The organism is Streptomyces nogalater, assembly GCF_039532885.1.
In the GTDB taxonomy this organism is placed as follows: domain Bacteria; phylum Actinomycetota; class Actinomycetes; order Streptomycetales; family Streptomycetaceae; genus Streptomyces; species Streptomyces nogalater.
The window spans coordinates 130,894-151,345 of record NZ_BAAASM010000004.1 but is presented as its reverse complement, the minus strand read 5'-3'; the positions used below and the strand labels follow the sequence as shown (position 1 = coordinate 151,345).

General features: G+C 71.0%; 20 protein-coding genes. 11 read left to right on the top strand and 9 right to left on the bottom strand.

From position 1 onward, the window contains the following. Positions 1-7: 7 nt before the first annotated feature. The 7 genes from ABD350_RS05435 (at position 8) to ABD350_RS05405 (ending at position 7,944) form a co-directional block, all read left to right on the top strand. Positions 8-1,402 carry an FAD-dependent oxidoreductase gene (locus tag ABD350_RS05435; RefSeq protein WP_344346589.1) on the top strand — a complete coding sequence of 465 codons (1,395 nt, stop codon included), beginning with the start codon at positions 8-10 and terminating at the stop codon, positions 1,400-1,402. After that, the gene (locus ABD350_RS05430; protein WP_344346588.1) at positions 1,399-1,758 is read left to right on the top strand and encodes a nuclear transport factor 2 family protein; all 360 of its coding nucleotides are present in this window, start codon (positions 1,399-1,401) and stop codon (positions 1,756-1,758) included. Before ABD350_RS05435 ends, ABD350_RS05430 begins: the two co-directional genes overlap by 4 nt. Positions 1,759-1,804: 46 nt before the next feature. Then, positions 1,805-2,983 carry an acyl-CoA dehydrogenase family protein gene (locus ABD350_RS05425; RefSeq protein ID WP_344346587.1) on the top strand — a complete coding sequence of 393 codons (1,179 nt, stop codon included), beginning with the start codon at positions 1,805-1,807 and terminating at the stop codon, positions 2,981-2,983. Between the two features lie 100 nt (positions 2,984-3,083). After that, positions 3,084-4,484 (top strand): flavin monoamine oxidase family protein, encoded by a 1,401-nt coding sequence (locus tag ABD350_RS05420; protein WP_344346586.1) that lies wholly within the window; start codon positions 3,084-3,086, stop codon positions 4,482-4,484. A 43-nt stretch (positions 4,485-4,527) separates the two neighbouring features. Then, positions 4,528-4,929 (top strand): YybH family protein, encoded by a 402-nt coding sequence (locus ABD350_RS05415; protein ID WP_344346585.1) that lies wholly within the window; start codon positions 4,528-4,530, stop codon positions 4,927-4,929. 179 nt (positions 4,930-5,108) lie between these two features. Further along, positions 5,109-6,233 (top strand): acyltransferase family protein, encoded by a 1,125-nt coding sequence (locus ABD350_RS05410; protein ID WP_344346584.1) that lies wholly within the window; start codon positions 5,109-5,111, stop codon positions 6,231-6,233. Positions 6,234-6,687: 454 nt separating this feature from the next. Next, complete coding sequence (locus tag ABD350_RS05405) at positions 6,688-7,944, top strand: IS701 family transposase (RefSeq protein ID WP_344346583.1); 1,257 nt, start codon at positions 6,688-6,690, stop codon at positions 7,942-7,944. A 95-nt stretch (positions 7,945-8,039) separates the two neighbouring features. Here the strand turns inward: ABD350_RS05405 and ABD350_RS05400 are convergent, their stop codons facing one another. After that, positions 8,040-8,414 (bottom strand): iron chelate uptake ABC transporter family permease subunit, encoded by a 375-nt coding sequence (locus ABD350_RS05400; protein ID WP_425584176.1) that lies wholly within the window; start codon positions 8,412-8,414, stop codon positions 8,040-8,042. Positions 8,415-8,528: 114 nt separating this feature from the next. Here ABD350_RS05400 and ABD350_RS05395 point away from each other — a divergent pair, with 114 nt between their 5' ends. Beyond that, positions 8,529-9,068 (top strand): DUF1697 domain-containing protein, encoded by a 540-nt coding sequence (locus ABD350_RS05395; protein WP_344346582.1) that lies wholly within the window; start codon positions 8,529-8,531, stop codon positions 9,066-9,068. A 94-nt stretch (positions 9,069-9,162) separates the two neighbouring features. On the opposite strand, the gene ABD350_RS05390 is transcribed toward ABD350_RS05395, so the two are convergent. The 3 genes from ABD350_RS05390 to ABD350_RS05380 form a co-directional block, all read right to left on the bottom strand. Continuing rightward, positions 9,163-10,407: a cytochrome P450 gene (locus tag ABD350_RS05390; RefSeq protein ID WP_344346581.1), complete on the bottom strand. Its 1,245-nt coding sequence runs from the start codon at positions 10,405-10,407 to the stop codon at positions 9,163-9,165. A gap of 36 nt (positions 10,408-10,443) precedes the next feature. Beyond that, positions 10,444-11,922 (bottom strand): class I adenylate-forming enzyme family protein, encoded by a 1,479-nt coding sequence (locus ABD350_RS05385; protein ID WP_344346580.1) that lies wholly within the window; start codon positions 11,920-11,922, stop codon positions 10,444-10,446. Positions 11,923-12,106: 184 nt separating this feature from the next. Beyond that, complete coding sequence (locus ABD350_RS05380) at positions 12,107-12,472, bottom strand: VOC family protein (RefSeq protein WP_344346579.1); 366 nt, start codon at positions 12,470-12,472, stop codon at positions 12,107-12,109. 174 nt (positions 12,473-12,646) lie between these two features. Here ABD350_RS05380 and ABD350_RS05375 point away from each other — a divergent pair, with 174 nt between their 5' ends. Next, positions 12,647-13,240, top strand: a complete 594-nt coding sequence (locus ABD350_RS05375) for a YdeI/OmpD-associated family protein (RefSeq protein ID WP_344346578.1) — start codon at positions 12,647-12,649, stop codon at positions 13,238-13,240. Positions 13,241-13,270: 30 nt separating this feature from the next. Here the strand turns inward: ABD350_RS05375 and ABD350_RS05370 are convergent, their stop codons facing one another. Together ABD350_RS05370 and ABD350_RS05365 are read right to left on the bottom strand one after the other, a co-directional pair. Next, positions 13,271-14,458, bottom strand: coding sequence for an NAD(P)/FAD-dependent oxidoreductase (locus tag ABD350_RS05370; RefSeq protein WP_344346577.1), 1,188 nt, complete (start codon positions 14,456-14,458; stop codon positions 13,271-13,273). 126 nt (positions 14,459-14,584) lie between these two features. Then, the gene (locus ABD350_RS05365; RefSeq protein WP_344346576.1) at positions 14,585-15,190 is read right to left on the bottom strand and encodes a TetR/AcrR family transcriptional regulator; all 606 of its coding nucleotides are present in this window, start codon (positions 15,188-15,190) and stop codon (positions 14,585-14,587) included. Between the two features lie 110 nt (positions 15,191-15,300). On the opposite strand from ABD350_RS05365, the gene ABD350_RS05360 reads away from it, so the two are divergent. After that, the gene (locus ABD350_RS05360) at positions 15,301-16,794 is read left to right on the top strand and encodes an MFS transporter (protein WP_344346575.1); all 1,494 of its coding nucleotides are present in this window, start codon (positions 15,301-15,303) and stop codon (positions 16,792-16,794) included. Positions 16,795-16,878: 84 nt separating this feature from the next. Here ABD350_RS05360 and ABD350_RS05355 read toward each other — a convergent pair whose 3' ends face one another. Further along, positions 16,879-18,342 carry a class I adenylate-forming enzyme family protein gene (locus ABD350_RS05355; RefSeq protein ID WP_344346574.1) on the bottom strand — a complete coding sequence of 488 codons (1,464 nt, stop codon included), beginning with the start codon at positions 18,340-18,342 and terminating at the stop codon, positions 16,879-16,881. 154 nt (positions 18,343-18,496) lie between these two features. Between ABD350_RS05355 and ABD350_RS05350 the strand changes: the two genes are divergently transcribed. Further along, positions 18,497-18,895, top strand: a complete 399-nt coding sequence (locus ABD350_RS05350; RefSeq protein ID WP_344346573.1) for a DUF3224 domain-containing protein — start codon at positions 18,497-18,499, stop codon at positions 18,893-18,895. A 78-nt stretch (positions 18,896-18,973) separates the two neighbouring features. On the opposite strand, the gene ABD350_RS05345 is transcribed toward ABD350_RS05350, so the two are convergent. Together ABD350_RS05345 and ABD350_RS05340 are read right to left on the bottom strand one after the other, a co-directional pair. Then, positions 18,974-19,693, bottom strand: coding sequence for a PIG-L deacetylase family protein (locus ABD350_RS05345; protein WP_344346572.1), 720 nt, complete (start codon positions 19,691-19,693; stop codon positions 18,974-18,976). Then, complete coding sequence (locus ABD350_RS05340) at positions 19,690-20,451, bottom strand: thioesterase II family protein (RefSeq protein ID WP_344346571.1); 762 nt, start codon at positions 20,449-20,451, stop codon at positions 19,690-19,692. The genes ABD350_RS05345 and ABD350_RS05340 overlap by 4 nt, the downstream gene beginning before the upstream one ends. Position 20,452 lies beyond the last annotated feature (1 nt).

Here is a 20,452-nt window from a genome sequence, read left to right as displayed (position 1 = left end):
GCCGGCCGTGGCTACGAAATGCGGAGACCGGGCGATCGTCCTGGGCGGGAGCATGGCGGGGCTGTTCGCGGCCCGGGTCCTCTCCGACGCCTACACACATGTCACCGTCGTCGACCGGGACACCCTCACCGGCGCGACCGAGCCGCGCAAGGGCGTGCCCCAGGGGCGCCAGGTGCACGGGCTGCTGGCCAGCGGTCACCAGGTCATCGAGGAACTGTTCCCCGGCATCACGGACGAGATGGTGCGCTCCGGGGCACATCTCGGTGACCTCGCCGGGAACCTGCGCTGGTACGTGAACGGCGTGCGTCTGCGGCGCAGCCGGACCGGTGTACAGGCACTCACGTCCAGCCGGCCGTTCCTCGAACGTCATGTGCGTGAGCGCGTCGAGGCCCTGCCCAACGTGGAGTTCCTGGAGCGCCGCGACATCCTGCGGCTGTGCACCACGCCCGGTCACGACAGGGTCACCGGTGCCGTGGTGGCCCGTCAGGACGACGGCGGCGCGGAGGAGACCCTCACCGCCGACCTGGTCGTGGACACCACCGGCCGCGGCTCGCGCACCCCGGCCTGGCTGGCGGAGTTCGGGTACGGACAGGTGGAGGAGGAGCGGCAGAAGATCGGCCTCGGCTACACCACCTGCCACTACCGGATGCGCTCGGACCCCTACCGGGGTGACACCGCCATCAACATCATGGCCTCCCCCGCCCTGCCCCGGGGCGCCATCGCCGCGAAGGTCGACGGAGACCGTACCGTGGTCACCGCCTACGGCATCCTCGGCGACCACCCGCCCGCCGACCACGAGGGTTTCCTCGGCTTCATCAAGTCGGTCGCCGCGCCGGACATCTACGAGGCCCTCCAGGACGCGGAGCCGCTGCACACCCCGGTGGCCTACCGGTTCCCCGTCAGCCTGCGCCGCCGCTACGAGCGGCTGCCCCGGTTCCCGCAGGGGCTGCTGGTGATGGGGGACGCGGTGTGCAGCCTCAACCCGTCCTACGCACAGGGGATGACGGTCGCCGCACTGGAGACCCGCACCCTGCGCCGGCACCTGCGTCCCGGCCGGGCACCGCAGCCGCTGGCCTTCCAGCGCGACATCGCCCGGGACGCCGTCGACCGTGTCTGGGACCTCATGACCGGAAGCGACCGCGCCTACCCCGGCGTGGAGGGCGAGCGGAACCTGATGAGCCGCGTAGGCCATTCCTACGTGACGCTGGTGCAGCGGGCCGGCACCCGCGATGCCGAGGTGGCCGCCGCGTTCCTGCGGGTCATCGCGCTTCTCGAACCCGCCGAGTCCCTGATGCGGCCCGCGATGCTGCTGCGCGTTCTGCGGCACTCGCTCGGCACCGCCCCCGCAGACCTCCGTGCCCTGATAGCGGGCACGGCCGAAAGAGGTGCACGCACACGATGACCGACACATCCGTCGACCTCGTCCACCGCTACATCGAGGTCATCAACGAACGCGACGACGCCCGCCGCCGCGCCCTGCTCGCCGACCTGTTCACCGAGGACGGGTCGTACATCGACCAGAACCTCACCGCTCCGCTGGTGGGGCTGGAGGCCATCAACGAGTCGATGGTCGAGATGCAGGAATTCGCGCCCGACGACTACTTCTCCATCATCTCGGTGCTCGGCTCCCACAACGACATGGTGCTGTTCACCTGGCGCTGGGCCACCCCGGGCGGCGCGATGTCGCGCGCCACCGGCACCGACACCGTCCTGATCCGGGACGGCCGCATCCACCGCATCCTCGGCTTCATCAACTGACGCCCACCGCACCGCGACTCACTTCCGCAACGCCCAGGAAGGCGAAATGACCACCACAGCCACAGCAGTCGACACCGTGCTGCGCCAGGTCGAGAAGATCGTGCCGACGCTCCGGGACAACGGTGAGGCGTCCGAGACGCGCCGCTGGATCCTCGACGAGAACATCGACCTCCTGGACAAGGCGGGCGTGTTCCGGATCGCCACACCCCGGCGATTCGGCGGCCTCGACCTCTCCCTGGCCGACCAGGCCCGGGTCCTGACCGAGATCGCTCGCGGCTGCGGCTCGACCGGCTGGGTCTCCATGGTGTGGGTGTCCAACGCCTGGGTGGCCACGCTCTACCCGGACCAGGCCCAGGAGGAGGTGTTCGCCCAGGACTCCGTCCGGATATCCGGCGGCTTCACCCCGAGCGGCACCCTCACGCCCACCGAGGGCGGCTACCTCCTGAACGGCAGCTGGCGCTTCAACACCGGCTGCCGTGGGGCACACTGGAACATCGCCGCCGCGCTGCTGGAGAAGCCCGACGGTACGGTGGAGGACCTCGTCGCCCTGGTGCCGATGGACCAGTTCACCATCGCCGACGACTGGAACACCTCGTCCGCCGCGGCCACCGGCAGCTCCACCACCACCGCCAAGGACGTCTTCGTCCCCGCCCACCGGGTCATCGGTTTCGAGGACGCCGTCCTCAACACCACCCCGGGCCGCGCCCACGCCGGCAAGACCGGCCGGGACTACGGCCTGTTCAGCTTCGTGATGGCGGAGTGCGCCGCCACCTTCATCGGCATCGCCCGCGGCGCGCTGGAGCTGTTCCTCGACCGGGTGCCCGGCCGGCCGATCACCTACACGTCCTGGACCGACCAGGTACAGCACCCGCTGACCCAGATCCAGGTCGCCGCCGCGGCCAACAGGATCTCGGCGGCCGAAGGGCTCGCCGAGGGCTGGCTGCGACAGCTCCAGGCGCGGGCCGACGCGGGTGAACAGCCCACCGTCGAGGAGAAGGCCACCGTCCGCGGCCAGGCCGCGTACGCCATCCAGCTGGCCAAGGAGGCCGTGGAGACGCTGTACAACGCCAGCGGCGCCTCGGCGATCCAGCGCAGCGTTCCCATCCAGCGGTTCCACCGCGACAGCCAGGGCCTGGCTCTGCACGCCCTGCTGCTGCTCAGCACCAACCTGGAGACCCACGGACGGGTCCTGCTGGGCCTCGACCCCGACACGCCGCTTCTGTGACGCGGCCCGCCGGGTGTCCCACCGCTCGGCTTCCGCACCTTCCCATCCCGATCCCACCACCACACCACAGACAGATCACACACGTACCCACGGGGGAACAGTGAACAAGCAGCATCCCGTAAGCCGCCGGAACATCCTGAAGGCGGGTGGCACGGCCGCGCTCGCCGTCGGCGCCGGCTCGCTCCTCACCAGCCCGGCCTTCGCCGAGGACGGCGAGGCCGGCCTCTACGACGCCATCGTCATCGGTGCCGGGTTCGCCGGCGCCACCGCCGCCCGCGATCTCAAGGACAAGGGACTGCGCCCGCTGGTCCTTGAGGCCCGTGACCGCGTCGGCGGACGGGTGTACAGCGCCGACTACGACGGCGTGGCGATCGAGCGGGGCGGCGCCTGGCTGCACCCGAACTACCACCGCACCTACGCCGAGATGAAGCGCTACGGCCTCACCACGGTCGTGGACACCCCGGTGGAGCAGGTCATCTACCCGCGCAACGGCACCTACGCCCCGGTCGACCCGGTGGCCACCTCCCAGCGCGTCGGGGAACTGCTGGGCAGGGTCTTCGAGGGTTCCCAGGACTACTTCCCGCGCCCCAACGAGCCGCTGTACCGCGCCGACCTCCTCAAGAGCGTCGATCCGCTGTCCCTGGCCGACCGGCTGCGGGCGCTCAACCTCTCGTCGGAGGACCGCAGCCTCATCCACGGCCAGCTGGCCACGTACTCGGGCGGCGATGCCGTCAACGGCGGCCTGACCGCTCTCGCCCAGTGGTGGGCGCTGTGCGACTGGAACGCCGACGGCTGGAACAAGATGACCGCGGCCCGCATCAGCACCGGCGCCACCTCGCTGGTCCAGGCCATGCTCAGCGGCATCCCCGTCCGGCTGAGCTCCCCGGTGGTGTCCGTCACCGACAACGGCAGCAAGGTGCGGGTCGTCACCAGGAGCGGGCTGGCCTACTCCGCGCCGGTGGCCGTCGTCGCCGTCCCGGTCAACATATGGCGCACCATCCAGTTCAACCCGGGACTGCCCACCGTGTTCGCCAACGCGACCACGGAAGGCGTCGGGGTGCGCCCCCACGCGGCCAAGATGTGGCTCAGGGTCGCGGGTGTGACCACCCGGCTCGCGGCGCAGGGAGAGGCGGGCGACCCGATCGCCTCGCTGGTCACCCACGGCTTCTTCAGCAACGGCGACGCCCTGATGATCGCCCTCAACGGTCCCGGCCTCAACGTCAACGACCGGGCCGCTGTGGAGACCGCGCTGAAGCGTATCGTGCCCACCGCCCGGATCATCTCGACGAAGGTCCAGGACTGGGTCAACGAGACCTACACGCAGGGCGGTTGGGGCATGCGCCGCCCCGGTCAGATGCTCCGTCAGCTGCCCGCCATCCACCAGCCGCACGGGCGGATCACCTTCGCCAGCGGCGACATGCCCAACGGCTGGATCGGCTCCTTCGAAGGCGCCATCGAAACCGGGAACCGCGCCGCCAACCAGGCCGCGGCGCTGATCTAGCACGACGTGGACGCCCGGCGGACAGACAACGGAGGTCTTACCCATGTCCATCGATCCGCGTGACCTGAAGCTCACGGACGACCCCGTCCAGCAGAACGAGGTGTTCCTCGCCGCGTTCAACACCGGCGACGGAGCGGTCTTCGACAGTCTCTACCGGGACGACGCCATATCGAATCTGTCGGGCAGCCCGCTCACCGGTGCCGAACGCACCCGGGTGATCACGGAGTTCCTCGCGCAGAAGCCGAGGCTCGACGCGAAGTTCCTCAACGCCTATGTCGCGGGCGACGCTCTTCTGATCTTCGTCGAGTACGACATGGAGGTGCCCCAGCCGGACGGTGACCCCGTGCACATGCGCGGCACCTGCACCGACGTACTGCGACGCGACGAGGACGGCAACTGGCGGATGGTCATCGACCGGCCGGTGGCCGAGGAAGAGTACGCGTAGGAACCTTCGGCAACAGCCCTTCACCCACGCGCGAGCCGGCCGCGGCCCCGGATCCCTCCGACGGCGGCCGGCTCGCGCCGCTGCGCTGCGCAGACCTGATACACGAAAGGGGCCGTCCGATGGCTCAGACGCAACATGCTCCCGAATCGCTGACCGGGACGGAGGGGAAAAGGCCCCCGTTGGCGTCGCTCACCGGGATGCGCGGCGTCGCCTCGGTGATCGTATTCCTCTGCCACATCATCATCCTGGCCGGCGACCTGCCCTACGAGGTCGACGTCCTCACCATCTTCGAAGATCCCGAGATCCGTGAGACCTATCGGTCGGTCTTCGGGTTCGTCGGCTATACCTGTGTCTCCTTCTTCTTCGTCACCAGCGGTTTCATCCTGACCTGGGCGTCGCGCCCGAACGACACCCTGGCCCGTTTCTGGCGCCGCCGCTTCTTCAAGATCTTCCCGCTGCACCTGGTGACCTACGGCATCGGCATGCTGGTCCTCACCGGAGCGAACACCGGCGCCAAGGACCTGCCGGCCATCTTCCTCGTGCAGAACTGGGTGCCGGACACCAGGGTCATCTTCAGCGCCAACGGCCCGAGCTGGTCCATATCGGCCGAGGTGTTCTTCTACTTCCTCTTCCCGTTCGTGCTGCTGGGCATCAGGAAGATCAAGGAGACCCACCTCTACGGCTGGCTGGGGGGCCTGGTGGTGGCCGCCCTCGCGCTCACCACCGTCAGTCATCTGGCGATCCCCCTGGAACACCAGGTCTGGTTCAGCTATGTGTTCCCGCCGGTGCGCATGCTGGAGTTCGTCGCCGGCATCATCGTGGCCCGCCTGATCCTCAGCGGCCGCTGGCTCAACGTCGGGTTCGGTCCCGCGGCCCTGCTGCTGGCCGTCTTCTGCTGTGTCGCACCGCAGTTGCCGGAGGTGTACGCCTTCGCCACGTTCACCTTCGTCCCCGTCATCCTGATCGTCGGCGCCTCCATCCGGGCCGATCTCACCGGCCGGCGCACCCTGATGCGCGGACGGCGCCTCGTCTGGCTCGGCGACCTCTCCTTCGCCTTCTACCTGGTGCACCTTTCGGTCATGCTCGGCGCCCGGAAACTGATCGGGCAGGACAAGTCCTGGGGTGTTCCCGGTGCCCTCCTGTTCATCGTGACCACATACGCCATCACCCTGGTGTGCGCCTGGATCCTGCACACCTGCGTCGAGAAGCCCGTGATGCGGCGCTGGAGTTCGCCCCGGCGGAAGCCGAAGCCCGCCGAGGAGGCACCCGCCGCGCTCAGCCGCCCGGCCGAGCCCGTGCAGTGAGACACCCGCCGCGGACGGCCTCCCGCCGTGCCGCGTCACCGCGCCGGCCAGGACACGGTTCCTGGCCGGCGCACGTGTGTGGTTGTTCCTTCGGAGGCTCGCGTTACTGGCGTGATTGGTACTTGACCGACGCTTGAGACGCCTTTTACCCGGCGGCGACTTGACACTCTCTCTTCGTACGGTGGCCCCCTCCCTGGGCGCCTATTACAGTCGGCAGCACCTCGTGGGAGCGAAGTCAGGACGGTTCATGGAGGTGGGGGATGGCATCGCGCGTCGCACCGGCGGCACCGGGACACCGGGCGTGCGGGACACCGACGACGCACACCGCAGTGGTCGCCCGACGTTCCCACCCGCGCCGCTGACCCTTCAGGTCGCCCCATCCCGTATCCGAGTGCCCGCTCATGCGCCGTGCGCGTGACCTGCGCGTCTTTCCCGGATCCCAAGGAGACCCCCCATGACCTACGTCGACGTGCGTCCTGAGATCACCGGGCGAGCGGCCTTCCCCCCGGTCACCGCTGCCCCGCGCGAGTTGGCCCTCGGCGAGCTGGCACCCCGGCTCCTCGCCTCCCTGAACCGAAGCGACCAGCACCGCAAGGCCCTCTACTACTTACGCGGACTGCTGGAGGCCGAGGGGCGCAAGTCCATTCGCGCCATCGCCTCCCTGTTCGGCGACCACGTCTCCGAGCAGAATCTGCACCACTTCGTGTCCTCCTCCACCTGGGACTGGGTGCCCATGCGGCGGGCGCTCGCGCAATACCTGACGACCATCACCCACGTCCAGGCCTGGGTGGCCCGGCTCATGATCATCCCGAAGTCCGGGCAGCATTCCGTGGGCGTGGAACGGCAGTTCTTCCCGTCCCTCGGCCAAGTGCTCAACGCCCAGCGGGCCATCGGGGTGTGGGCCGCGTCCGAAGACGTGACGGCGCCGGTCAACTGGCGGCTGCACCTGCCGCAGACGTGGTTCGAGGACCGGCGTCGGCGCAGTCAGGTCGCGCTACCGGACGGTGTCGGGCCCGAGACCCTCACCGAGTGTCTCGCCGGGGTCTCCGCCGAGACCATCCTGGCCTGGAACCTCTCCCCGCGCCCGCTCGTCGTCGACACCGTCGAGGCCGAGGTGGCCACGTTCTTCCCCGAGTTCGCGGACTCCGGCATCCCCCTGCTGGTGCGCGCCGACGCGGGAACGAGCCTGACCGTCATCGATCCGTTGCTGCCGGCCAGCGGGGGCCAGACGATGCCCGCGGACCAGATCATGGGCATGGCACGTGACCTGCGCAGACCCGCCAACTGGACCGACTCGCGTGCGGACAGCGCCCGCCACACCCACCTGGCCGCGACCGTCCGGGTCACGCTGCCGGCCGCGGGCGGGTCCGCCGCGCACTGCGGCGAACTGGCCCTGCTGGGCGTGGAGGACGCGGGCGGGCGCGGCAGGACGCAGCTGTGGCTGACCAATATGACCACCGCGCAGCCCGCCCTGCTGGTACGGCTGACCCGGCTCGCCGACAAGGTCGGCGCGGATTTCACCGACATCTCCGAGGAAGTGGGCATACGGGACTTCACCGGGCGCTCCTTCGGCGGCTGGCACCGGCACGTCACCCTCGCCTCGGCGGCACATGCGGTCGTCGCCCTGTCCGGCCGCGCCCGCCGGCCTCCCGGCCCCCGTCCCCTCACCGGGCCCGCCTCCCTCCCCGATACGCGTCTCCCGCCCTCCTGATCACCGCCCCACCGAGTTCCCGCGGGCGGGCGCGGTACCCGCCGTACCCTCCGAGTCCCCGGCGCGACGTCTGGTCGCGGGCCCGCCCGCGGAGCTCATAGCCGCGCTCCCCTCCGCTCCCCCCGCAGGAGCCACGCCAGGTACGCGCCGCCGGCCACGCCGGTCAGGACGCCGACCGGGAGCAGGGGCGAGCCGGTCAGGGGTTGCGTGGCGAGGTCGGCCGCGGTGAGCAGGAGGGCGCCCATCCAGGCGGCGGGCGGGATGTCGGGGCCGGCCGCGCGGGTCAGCCGGCGTGCGAGCTGCGGCGCGGCCATGGCCACGAACGGGACCGGCCCGGCCGCCGCGACGGCCGGCGCCGTCAGTCCCGTACCGGCGCCCGGCAGGACCAAACGGCGAAGTCGGACATCACCCCTCCGGTCACCGGACGTACACGTCAAGATTGAGCGGTGGCGGACACCATCGCTCGGCACGCTCCACCCCGCACGCCCTCCCGCGCGCGGTGTCGGCGTGCGCTTGTGCTGAGGGGGTGTCACCGGGTCGGTTGTCGCTTGTCGTCGTCACAGGCCTGTGGGAGGGTGGGCGGCATGACGAAGTACGTCGCACTGCTGCGCGGCATCAACGTCGGCGGCCACGCCAAGATCGCGATGAAGGATCTCCGCGAGCTGTTCGGCGCCCTGGGGTTCGACGAGGTCCAGACGTACCTGCAGAGCGGGAACGTGGTCTTCGTCGACCCGGCGGGGGCCGCGCCCGGCGAACTGCGGGAGCGGATCGAGAAGCGCCTCGCCAGCGAACTGGGTGTACCGGCCGGCGTACTGCTGCGCACCGGCGAGTCGCTGGGCCGGACGGTCGCCGCCAACCCGTACCTGGACCGCGAGGACGACCCGACCAAGCTGCACGTCACCTTCCTCGCCGGGACACCGACCGCCGAACAGGCGGCCGCCCTGGAGAAGCCCGCCGGGGAGACCGCCGAGTTCACCCTGGTCGGCGACGAGATCCACCTGCACGTGCCGGGCGGCTACGGGCGGACCAAGCTGAACAACGCGTTCATCGAGCGCCGGCTGGGCATCACCGCGACGACCCGGAACTGGAAGTCCGTCAAGGCTCTGCACGGTATGGCGTCCTGACGCGCGTGGTGTGCGACGGCGTCACCGGTGACGGCTGACCCGCCGGACGGGCCGCCCCCCGAACGCGGGGGGCGGCCCGTCCGGGTGTGCGGGTTCAGCCCGCCAGGTTGATCGGGATGCTGTCGAAGCCCCGGTTCCCCAGGCCCGGATGGCGCACCGCGGGGGCGGCGGGCTCCAGCTTCGGGAAGCGGGCCAGCAGCCGGCCGAACACCACCTCGGCCTGCAGGCGGGCCAGGTGCGCGCCCAGGCAGTGGTGGATGCCGGCCGCGAAGGAGAGGTGGCCGTTCTCCTTGCGGGCGACGTCGAAGGCGTCAGGATCGTCGAAGCGCTCCGGGTCGTGGTTGGCGGCGCCGAGCATCATCATCACGCCCTGCCCGGGCCGCAGTTCGGCGCCGGCGAAGCTGTGCGGCTCCAGCACGGTGAACACGTCGAACTGGGACGGCGAGTCGAAACGCAGCATCTCCTCGACCGCCGAGGGCAGCAGTGCGGGGTCCTCGGTGAGGCGCAGCCGCTGCTCGGGGAAGCGGAGCAGCGCGTCCAGACCGTTGCCGATCAGGTTGGCGGTGGGCGTGTTGCCCGCGCCGAACAGCAGCAGCGCGGTGGCGATCACCTCGGTCTCGTCGAGCGCGTCGGCCGAGGTGTTCGCGAGCCGGCTGAGCAGGTCGTCCTGCGGGCGCTGCCGCTTCTCGGCGATCAGGCCGCCGAGGTAGGAGGCGAGGTGTGTCTGGGCGGCGACGCCGCGGTTGATCTCCGCGGGGCCGGAGGCCGGTTCCATCAGCAGGCCCAGTTCGTGGATGACCGGGACCAGATCGGCCCGGTCGGCCTCCGGGATGCCGAGGAGGTCGCCGATGGTACTGACCGGCAGCGGCATCGCCAGTTCGGTCATCAGGTCGGCGCCGGGCCGGGCCGCCAGCCGGTCGAGCAGGCCGTCGACGCGCCGGGTGACACCGTCGCGCAGCGCCTCGACGTGTCGGCCGGTGAAGGCGGAAGCGACGATCCGGCGCAGCCGGGTGTGGTCCGGCGGGTTGGTGAGGATCATGCTGCGCTGCATCAGCTCCATGACGCCGCGCAGGTCGTCCTTGGAGACGTCCTTCAGCTGGAGCTTCAGCCATTCGTCGCCCTTGCCGAGCGACCGGTCGCGCAGCGCCGCGTTGCAGTCGGCGTGCCGGCTGAGCACCAGGGTGCCGTCGCCGGTGAGCAGCGCGGGCGCCGCGTCGCGGAGCTGGTGGTAGAGGGGGTAGGGGTCCTCCACCGGCTGCATCATGATCGTGTAGAAGAGCTGTTCGGCTTCGGTGTCGGCGCGGGCGACGACGGGCTGCGCCGGCGGTCTGCTGGGCATCGGTTCTCTCCCCGTTGCTGGGCGGGTGACGGGACGTCAGCTGTCGGCGAGCTGTGCGCGCAACCGGTGTTTGAGCACCTTCCCCATCACACCGCGGGGCAGGGCGTCGACGAGCTGGAAGCGGGTCGGGATCTGGTGCGGTTCGAGCCACTCGGCGAGCGCCGCCCGGACGGCGGGCAGGCCGTCGTCGTCGGCGAGCACCAGGACGGCGGCCAGCTCCATCCGTTCGGTGCCGGCCTTCGGCACGCCCAGCACGGCGGCCTGTTCGACGCCCGGGCACTCGTACAGCGCTGCCTCGGTGTAGATGGTGGAGACCAGTTCGCCGTCGACGGTGACGGCGTCGGCGGCCCGGTCGAACAGGTGGAGTTCGCCCTCGGTGTCCAGGTAGCCGAGGTCGCGGGTGCGGGTCCACTCGTCGGTGAGCTGCTCGTCGCGCTCGGTGCCCTCCAGGAAGAGGCGCTTGGGTGCGCCGCAGCGCAGCCAGATCTCGCCGATCTCGCCGGTGGCGACGGGGTTGCCGTCGGGGCCGGCGACCAGCAGTTCGGAGCCCTCGCCGGGGCGGCCGACGCAGAACGGCCGGGACACGTCGAAGGTGGTGGCGATCACCGCGGGCACCGCCTCACGGGCCGCGTACACCGAGGTGACCCGGGCGTTGGGCATCATGCGCATCAGCTCGGAGGCGGTGGCCGGCGGCAGCGGGGCCGAGGCGGTGGCCAGCGTCTCGACGCAGGACAGGTCGTGGGTCTCGTGGATCTTCCCGGCGACCATCTGGATGCCGATCCACGGGGTGAACATCACCGAGACGATCTGGTACTCCTCGATGAGTTCGGCCATCCGGTGGACGTCGTCGACCGGGCAGAGCACCAGGGTCGCCGGGTTGGTCAGCGCGATGGCCATGGTGGTGGCGCTGGAGGTGGTGCCGAGCGGGATCGGGGCGAGCAGCGGCTTCGGTTTGCCGAGCTGCTTGAAGCCCTCGGGGCCGCGGCCGAAGGTCAGGTTGCCGTGCGGGGTGGCGATCGCCTTGGCCGGTCCGGTGGTGCCGGAGGTGTAGAGGATGTCGGCCAGGTCGTCGGGCCGCAGGTCGACCTTGAGCGGGGTGGAGTCGCCGCTGTCGATCTCGTCGACGGTGGCGGCCCAGCCCGCGAAGCCCTCGGGCACCGCGACATCGTGGCCGCGGACCAGGCCGATGACCTGGCACTGGGTGATCCGGCGGTTGAACTCGGCGGCGGAGATGCCGCCGTGCATGTGCACGGCGGTTGCTCCCGCGTTGACGATCCCGAGGTAGGCGACGGCGTAGTCGATCCAGTCGAGGCCGCCGAACAGCAGGGCGATCCGGTCGCCGCGGGTGATGCCCCGGTCGAGCAGGCCGCGCGCGACGGCGTTGGCCCTCGCGTACCACTCGCCGTAGCTGAGTGTCCGTTCGCCGTTGATGTTCACGACGATCTGGTCGGGATGGTTCTCCGCGCGGAGCCGGAGCAGGTCGGGAACGACCAGCGCGGGTGTGGCGACGGACATGTGGATACCCCCAAGGCCCCGGGATTGTCGGCGGGCCGACGCTACCGAGCGGGCCCGGCCGCCCGACGCACAGGATTGAGCAGCCGGGGGAATCAGTGGATTCGGGGCCGGTGGTGCGAAAGCGCGGGGGGAACACGGACACGGGGCCCGCCGCGGCTGCGGCGGGCCCCGTGGGCCGGGCGGGTCAGCCCTGGCTGATGCAGAACGGGTGGCCGGCCGGGTCCAGGAAGACCCGCCAGCGCTCGCCGCCGGGCTGGGTCTCCGCCTTGGTGGCGCCCAGCTCCAGCACCCACTTCTCGGCGCCGTCCAGGTCCTCGGCGGAGAAGTCGAGGTGGAACTGTTGCGGGACGCTCTGACCGGGCCACTGCGGGGCCTGGTAGCCGGCGACCTTCTGGAAGCCCATGGCCGGGCCGCCGTTGCCGTCGAGACCGGCGAAGTCGTCGGACTTGTAGGAGATCTTCAGGCCGGTGAGCTCGGAGTAGAACTCGGCCAGTTCGGTCGGGTGGGAACAGTCGAGGGTGACACCGTAGTACTTGGTCAGCGCGGGCACGCCGAACTCCTTCGGGAGGCGGTTACATGGACGCGGAGGCGGCCAAAAGACAGGGCACGCCATCCGTCGGCTCGGGTCGCGGACCGGCCGGCAGCTATGACAGTACGTCAGAACTCTCGCCGCTGCGACAAAAGACAATCGGAAACCCGCAGTTGTCCGGTCGAAGGCTATGCGGTGTGGTTCACTGCTGGGGTGACTCAGGACTTGGAGATCGTCTCATTCGACTCGGCCGAAGCGTTCGAGGCTTGGCTTGCCGAAAACCACGCCTCCTCTCCCGGTATCTGGCTCAAGCTGCGCAAGAAGGGCCCGGGAATCGTCGCGCTGGACTATGCGCAGGCCCTCGATGTGGCGCTCTGCCATGGCTGGATCGACGGTCAGAAGGCCAAGTTCGACGACGAGTGGTGGCTCCAGCGGTTCACCCCCCGGAAGGCGAACAGCAAGTGGTCCAAGGTCAACCGGGACAAGGTCGCGGCGCTCATCGAGCAGGGCCGGATGCGTCCCGCAGGGCAGGCCGAGATCGACCGGGCCAAGGCGGACGGCCGCTGGGAGGCGGCCTACGACGGTGTGAAGACCGCGACGGTGCCGGACGACCTGGCCGCCGCGCTGGCCGCCGAGCCGGCCGCCGCCGCGTTCTTCGAGACCCTGGACCGGCACAACCGCTACGCGATCCTGTACCGGATCCAGGACGTCAAGAAGGCCGAGACCCGGGCCCGCCGGATCGAGAAGTTCGTCGCGATGCTGGCCAAGGGCGAGAAGCTCTACCCGTAGCCGGCCGGCCCGCACGGGAGGCCGAAGGCGCTAGCCCTGCAGCAGGGCCAGCAGTTCGGGGGTGTAGAGCTCGGAGACCGGGCGCACCCCGGCCACCGTGTCGAAGTACCGCTGGGTGAGGTCCGGGCTGGTGCCGACCGCCCGCAGCAGCGCCAGGCGCTTGTCGCGGGCGTCGGCCTGGGCGACCAGCAGGGTGCCCTGGTACGGGGGTGTCAATTGCGCGACCAGCTCGGTGCCGTAGGCCTCCAGGGCGGCGGTCAGTCGTGTCTCGTCGTGCAGGCCGTCGGCGACCGCTTCGACCAGCAGTTCGGCCTGCAGGAAGGCGTCGCCGATGCCTCGCGCGGTGATCGAGTCCTTGTGGTGGGCGGCGTCGCCGACCAGCGCCCAGCCGGGGCCCGAGGTCTCCCGGAAGTAGTTGCGCTGGTCGCCGGTGCCGCGCAGCCGTTCGGTCCGCTCGGCCCGCTCCATCTGCTCGAACAGGGCGGGGGCGTTGACCTTGACGCCCTCCCGGTAGGCGGCGAAGGCGTCGGTGCGGACCTCGTCGAAGCGGTCCTGCGGGAAGTACGCGGAGATCAGCACCGCGTCGTTGGTGGGCACGGCGGAGACCCAGCCGCGCTCGCCCTCGTACAGCTCGAAGTCGGTCTTCGGGCCCTGCCAGAAGGTGTAGTAGGCGCAGGTCAGCCGGGGGTGTTCGACGGTGGTGCGGGCGCCGGCCAGCTCGGCGACGGTGGAGCGCATGCCGTCCGCGCCGACCACCAGCCGGGCGCGTTCGACGGTGGACCGGCCGCCGGGGGTGGTACAGCGCACGCCGGCCACCCGGCCGTCCTCCACCAGCAGTTCGCTGACGCCGCAGTGGTCGCGGAACTCGACGCCGGCGGCCACCGCGCCCTCGACCAGGATCGCGTCCAGCAGGTGGCGGCGGGGGGCGTAGGAGGCGTGCACCGTGCCGTTCGGGCCGGCGCAGCCGGCCAGCCGGACGTCGTCGATCTCGTAGACGGTCCGGCCGAGCGGCGGGCAGCCGGTGGCCTTGACGGCGTCCAGCAGGCCCCACCGTTCCAGGCGGGACACGCCGGGCTGCTGGATGTACAGCGTGGAGAGGGTGTCGGTGCGCGACGCCGCCCGGTCGAGCAACAGGACCCGGTACCCCTGCCGGGCGAAGAGCATGGCCGTCGGCCCGCCCGCGCATCGCGCACCCACCACGATCACGTCCCACTCCACGACGAGCCACCTCCCGCACCGGTCGGGGCGCGCGCTGTCTGCGCGCGTCCACTGCGGGTCCGAACGTACGCAGCCCGGGAGATCGGGACCGCCCACTTTTGAGCGTGCCCCCGCGGCGGCCGGCGGCTAGGGGCGGATCAGCGGCAGGATCAGGTCGTCGACCACGGAGACCAGCAGGTCGTCGGGGACCGGCGAGGGGTCGCTGAGGAAGCGCTGGACCAGCATGGCGGGGCCGATGCCGACCACCAGCGGGCTGATCGAGCCCTCGCGGACCTCGCCGCGGGCGGCGCCGCGTTCCAGGATCCGCCGGAACACGTCCTGGCGGGGGGCGAACACCCGGTCGTTGACGATGCCCATGAACGGCCGGTCCCGGTCGATCTCCGCGAGCAGGGTCTGCACGGCGCGCCCGACCGTGGAGTTGAGCACCGCGGCCTTCTCGCGCATCAGCTCGATCAGCTCCTCACGGACGCTGTCGCCCTCGGGGAGTTCGTCGGGCGAGGGCAGCGCGTTGTCGAGGGCGTCGACCACCAGCTCGGCCTTGTTGGACCAGCGCCGGTAGATGACGGCCTTGCTGGTGTGCGCGGTGGCAGCGACCGCGTCCATGGTCAGGTTGGCGTAGCCGACGTTGGCCAGCTGTTCGATCACGGCGTCGAAGATGGCCTGCTCAAGGGCTTGCCCTCGGCGGCGAACCGGCGTACGAGCCACCGCGGTCGACTGTACGTCAGCTGTCATGGCATCCCCCATCCGAGCGACGAGTGAACTCTTGCGTACCCAATTTGCTGCGCGGTAAGGTCCCGGCTTAGGGAACTCAGTAGTACCTTATCGAGGATCGAGGGTATCCGATGACCGAGCTGGACGCTTCCTCCCCGACGACCTCGGCACCAAGGTTAAAACACCGCGGCGGCATAGCTCTCGCGCTGATCGCGGTGGCGCAGCTGATGGTGGTGCTGGACGCGACCATCGTGAACGTCGCCCTGCCTCGGGTCCAGGCCGCCGTCGGGTTCTCCACCGAGGACCTGTCCTGGGTGGTCAACGCCTACACCCTCACCTACGGCGGCCTGCTGCTGCTGGGGGGCCGGATCGGCGACATCCTGGGCCGCCGCAGCGCCTTCATCGGCGGCGTGGTGGTGTTCGGCGCGGCCTCGCTGCTCGGCGGCCTGGCCCCGAACGGCGGGCTGCTGCTGGCGGCCCGCGCCCTGCAGGGATCCGGCGCCGCGGTGGTCTCCCCGGCCGTACTGGCGCTGATCGCCACCAACTTCGCGGAGGGCAAGGAGCGCAACCGGGCGTTCGGCGTGTTCGCCGGCGTGTCCGGCGCGGGCGCCGCGATCGGCCTGCTGGCCGGCGGTGTGCTGACCCAGTACCTGAGCTGGCGCTGGGTGTTCTTCGTCAATGTGCCGATGGCGGTGGCGCTGGTGCTGCTGGTCCCGCTGTTCCTCGCCGAGTCCCCCCGCCAGCGGGGCAGGTTCGACCTGCCGGGCGCGGTCACCTCGGCGGCCGGCATGGCCGGCCTGGTCTACGGCTTCATCCGGGTCTCCCAGCACGGCTGGAGCGACAGCTGGGCGATCGGTTCCTTCGTGGCCGGCCTGGTGCTGCTGGCGGCGTTCGTACTGATCGAGCGCAGCACCACCAACCCGATCACCCCGCTGCGGATGTTCACCCACCGCAACCGGGCCGCCATCTACGTGGTGGCGCTGGCCCTCACCGGCGCGCTGTCCGGACTGTTCTTCTTCCTGACGGTCTTCATGCAGAACGCGCTGCACTACAGCCCGGTCCGGGCCGGTCTCGCCTTCCTGCCGATCAGCCTGACCATCATGGTGACGGTCGGCGTGACCTCCAAGCTGATGGCCAGCCTGGGCCAGAAGATCCCGCTGGTGGCGGGCGTGGCGCTGAACGGCGCGGCGCTGGCCTGGCTGATGACGCTGGAGACGGGCACCGGGTACGCCTCGGGGCTGCTCGGCCCGATGCTGGTGTTCGGCGTCGGCACCGGCATGATGTTCATGCCCCTGACCATGATCGGCGTCTCCGGCGTCGACCCCGCCGAGAGCGGCGCCGCCTCCGGCGTGCTCAACGCGATGCAGCAGGTGGGCGGTTCGCTCGGCCTGTCGATCCTGGTGACGGTGTACGGCACGGCGACCCGCAACGCGAGCGGCGACCCGGCGCACGTGCTGACCTCCGGCGTGTCGACGGCCTTCGGCACCGCCGCACTCTTCGCCTTGGGCGCACTGATCATCGCGGGTGTGCTGATCCGCACCCCCGCGATGCCGGCCGCGCCCAAGGCGGACCTCGACGGCTCCGGCCCGGGGGGCCTGGTCGAGGACGCTCCTCCGCTGCGCTGAGCGGAACGGGAGCGGGACGCGGGGTGTCCGGCAGCCGCCGGGCACCCCGCGTCCCGTTCCCCCGCGCCCGGACGGCTGGGCCGGCTACCGGTCGGCGAGTTCCCGGCGCAGGATCCGCTTGAGCACCTTGCCGGTGATGCCGCGCGGCAGCGACTCCCGGGTCTCGACCAGGACGGGCAGCTGGTGCGGTTCGAGCCGTTCGGCGAGGAAGGCGGGCAGGTCGCCGGCGGCCGCCGGGTCCTCCAGCACCACCACGGCGGCCGGGCCGGAGCCGGCGGCGACCACCGCCGCCTCACGAACCGCCGGATGCTCGTACAGCGCCGCTTCGACGGCCACCGAGGAGACCGGCACCCCCGCGCTGTCGAGCACGTCGCTGCCGCGGTCGAACAGGTGCAGCCAGCCGTCCTCGTCGAGGTGGCCGAGGTCGCCGGTGCGGATCCAGCCGTCGATCCGCACCTCGGCGTCGCGCCGGGCGTCCAGATAGCGGCGGCCGGGCGCGGCGGAGCGCAGCTGGATCTCGCCGACCTCGCCGGGCGGCAGTTCGGTGCCGAGGGCGTCGGCGATCCGGAGCCCGGTGCCGGGGGCCGCCCGGCCGAGGGTGCCGGGGCGGGCCGGGTCGAAGGTGTTGACGACGACCGCGGGGACGGCCTCGGACTGCGAGTAGGCGGTGTTCAGCTCGGCGGCGGGGAACAGCTTCAGCAGTGCGCGGCTGAGCGCGGGGGCGAGCGGGGCGGAGGCGATGGCCACCCGCTCGACGCAGCCGAGGTCGTGGCGTTCGCCGAGCCGGGCGGCCAGCATCCGCATCGCGATCCACGGAGTGATCATCACCGAGCCGATCCGGTGGCGGCTGACCAGTTGGGCCATCCGCTCCACGTCGTCGACGGCGGCCAGGACCAGCGCGGACGGCGAGGTGACCGCGATGATGGCGACCGTGGTGGCGCTGGAGGTGGTGCCGAGCGGCATCGGGGCGAGCAGCGGGGTCGGGTTCTCGAACTGCAGCAGGCCCTCGGGGCCCCGCCCGTAGGTGAGGTTGCCGTGCGGGTTGGTGAAGGCCTTGGCGGGCCCGGTGGTGCCGGAGGTGTAGAGCACGTCGGCGATGTCCTCGGGGGCGAGGGGCACGTCGACCGGTGTCTCGTCGCCGCTGTCCAGTCCGGCGGCCTCGGCGGTCCAGCCGGCGAAGCTCGCGGGCGGGCGCAGCGAGCCGCTGTGGATCACTCCGGCCGCCTGACACTCCGCCAGCCGGCGTTCGATCTCCGGTTCGCCGAGCCGGTCGCTCAGATGCACGGCGGTGGCGCCGGCACCGAGCACGGCGAGATAGGCGACCGCGTAGTCGGTCCAGTCCATGCCGCCGTACAGCAGGCCTATCCGGTGGCCCTTGGTGACTCCGGCGGCGAGCAGGCCGTGGGCGGTGCGGTCGACCCGGCGCTGCCATTCTCCGTAGGAAAGCGCGTCGGTTCCGTCGATGTTGAGTGCGGTGCGGTCGGGATAGTGTTCGGCCCGCCGGCGCAGCAGATCGGTGACTCGGATCATGGTGCTCGCTCGTTCCATGTTCGGGCTCCTCGGCCGCAGGGCTGGAAATGCCACGCTACGAAGCCGTCATCCCCTTATCTGCTCAGAATTGCGCGACCGCCGGAGGGCCTTCGGGATACCGTCGAGAGGTTGGTGAACCCGTAGACATTCGGACCGGCCGGAGAATACGACCATGACTGAGATCGCTAATTCCGCGTGGGAGACGTCGTCCTGGGAGGAATCCAATTATTTCGAGCCCGCGGGCGGTCCGCCGCTTATCCGCGCCGATGTGAAGCGCGTCTTCCACGGTGATCTGGAGGGCACCGGAGAAGCGGTCCTGCTGTGCTGCCGCCCGGACGAGAAGTCGGCCGGATACGTCTCCACCGAGCACATCGTCGCCACTCTGGCGGGCCGCTCGGGCACCTTCGTGGTGCAGCACGGCGCGTCGATGGGCGACGACCAGCCGCAGACCCTCGGCTTCGTGGTCCCGAACTCCGGCACCGGCGGTCTGACCGGCCTCGCCGGTACCTGTGCCTTCGGTCACGACGAGGAGGGCAAGGCGTACTTCCGCCTGGAGTACCGGCTGCCGTGAGACGACGGCGTCCCCGGACCGGCGGCGGCCGGTCCGGGGACGTTCCGCGTTCAGCGTCCAGCAGCACGTGGTCGGCGGTCAGCGCGCGATGATCTCCAGGGCTACCGCGGGGCGGCCGCCGAAGCGCTCGCCGATCAGTCGGGCGTAGGCCGTCATCGGCTCGCGGACGCTCGTGACCGGCGGGTTGAGGCCGCTCAGGTAGGCGCGGTGCGTCTCCAGCGAGGCGATTCCCGCCTCCAGGTGGCCGGTGACGTCGACGGCGTGGGTGGGCTGCGGGGAGTTGGCCATCGCCACGTGCTTGACGCCGCTCCAGGGCTCCAGGCCGAGGTCCTCGAAGATCCACCGGTTGCCGGCGTCGCCGATGGCGTCCAGCAGGGCGTGCGCGGTGTGGCGGTGGTCGGGGGTGTTCCACTTGCCGGTCGAGGTGGTCTCCCGGCCGTTGAAGCCGAGCACGAAGTCGGGGCGGTGACGGCGGATCGCGGCGGCGATGTCCCGGCGCAGCCCGAGGCCGTACTCGATCTCGCCGTCCCGGTGGTCCAGGAACTCGACGTCGGTGACCCCGACGATCTTGGCGCTGGCCCGCTGCTCGGCCTCCCGGACCACCGCCGACTCGGCCGGGGCGAGGCCGTCGATGCCCGCCTCGCCCTTCGTCACCAGCAGGTAGGCGACGCTCTTCCCGGCGGCCGTCCAGGCGGCGACGGCGCTGGACGTGCCGAACTCGACGTCGTCCGGGTGGGCGACCACCGCGAGGGCGCGGCTCCAGTCGTCGGGCAGAGTCTGCAGTTCCTCAACGGTCATCGGGACACTCCTGCGATCGGCATCGGAAGGTTCATCGGTGTGGACGGCCAAAGGCGCAGATCCGTCCGGATCTCGTCGAGCAGGCCGACCGCCTGGTCCTTGAGGTAGAAGTGGTCGCCGTCGAACGCGCGGAACCGGAACGGGCCGGCGGTGACCTGCGCCCACGCCCGCAGCTCGTGGACGTCGGCCTCCGGGTCGTCCCGTCCGGCGAACGCCGAGACCGGGCAGTGCAGGCGGGGCGCGGGCAGCGGTGTATAGGTGTCGTTCAGTTCGAAGTCGGCGCGCAGGGTCGGCAGGAACAGCCGTACCAGTTCGGGCTGTTCCAGTACGTCGGACGGGGTGCCGTTGAGGCGGGCCACCTCGGCGAGGAAGGCCGCGTCGTCGAGGCGCGCGTAGGAGGCGCGGCGGGCGGGCAGGTGCGGGGCGCGACGGGCCGAGACGAACAGCCGCACCGGAGCGGGCAGGCCCAGCGCGACGAGCCGCCGGGCCAGCTCGTAGCCGACGGCGGCGCCCATGCTGTGCCCGAACAGGGCATACGGGCGATCGAGTTGGGGGGCGATCAGTTCGGCCAGCGGGCCGATGGCCTGTTCCATCGTCACGTACGGCAGCTCGCGGATCCGGCTCTCCCGGCCGGGCAGCACCACCGGGCGGACCTCGATGCCGGGGGCGAGCGCGGCGCGCCAGGGGTGGAAGAACGCGCCGCCGCCACCGGCGTGCGGCAGGCAGAACAGCCGGACCTCCGGCTCGGTCCCGGTCACG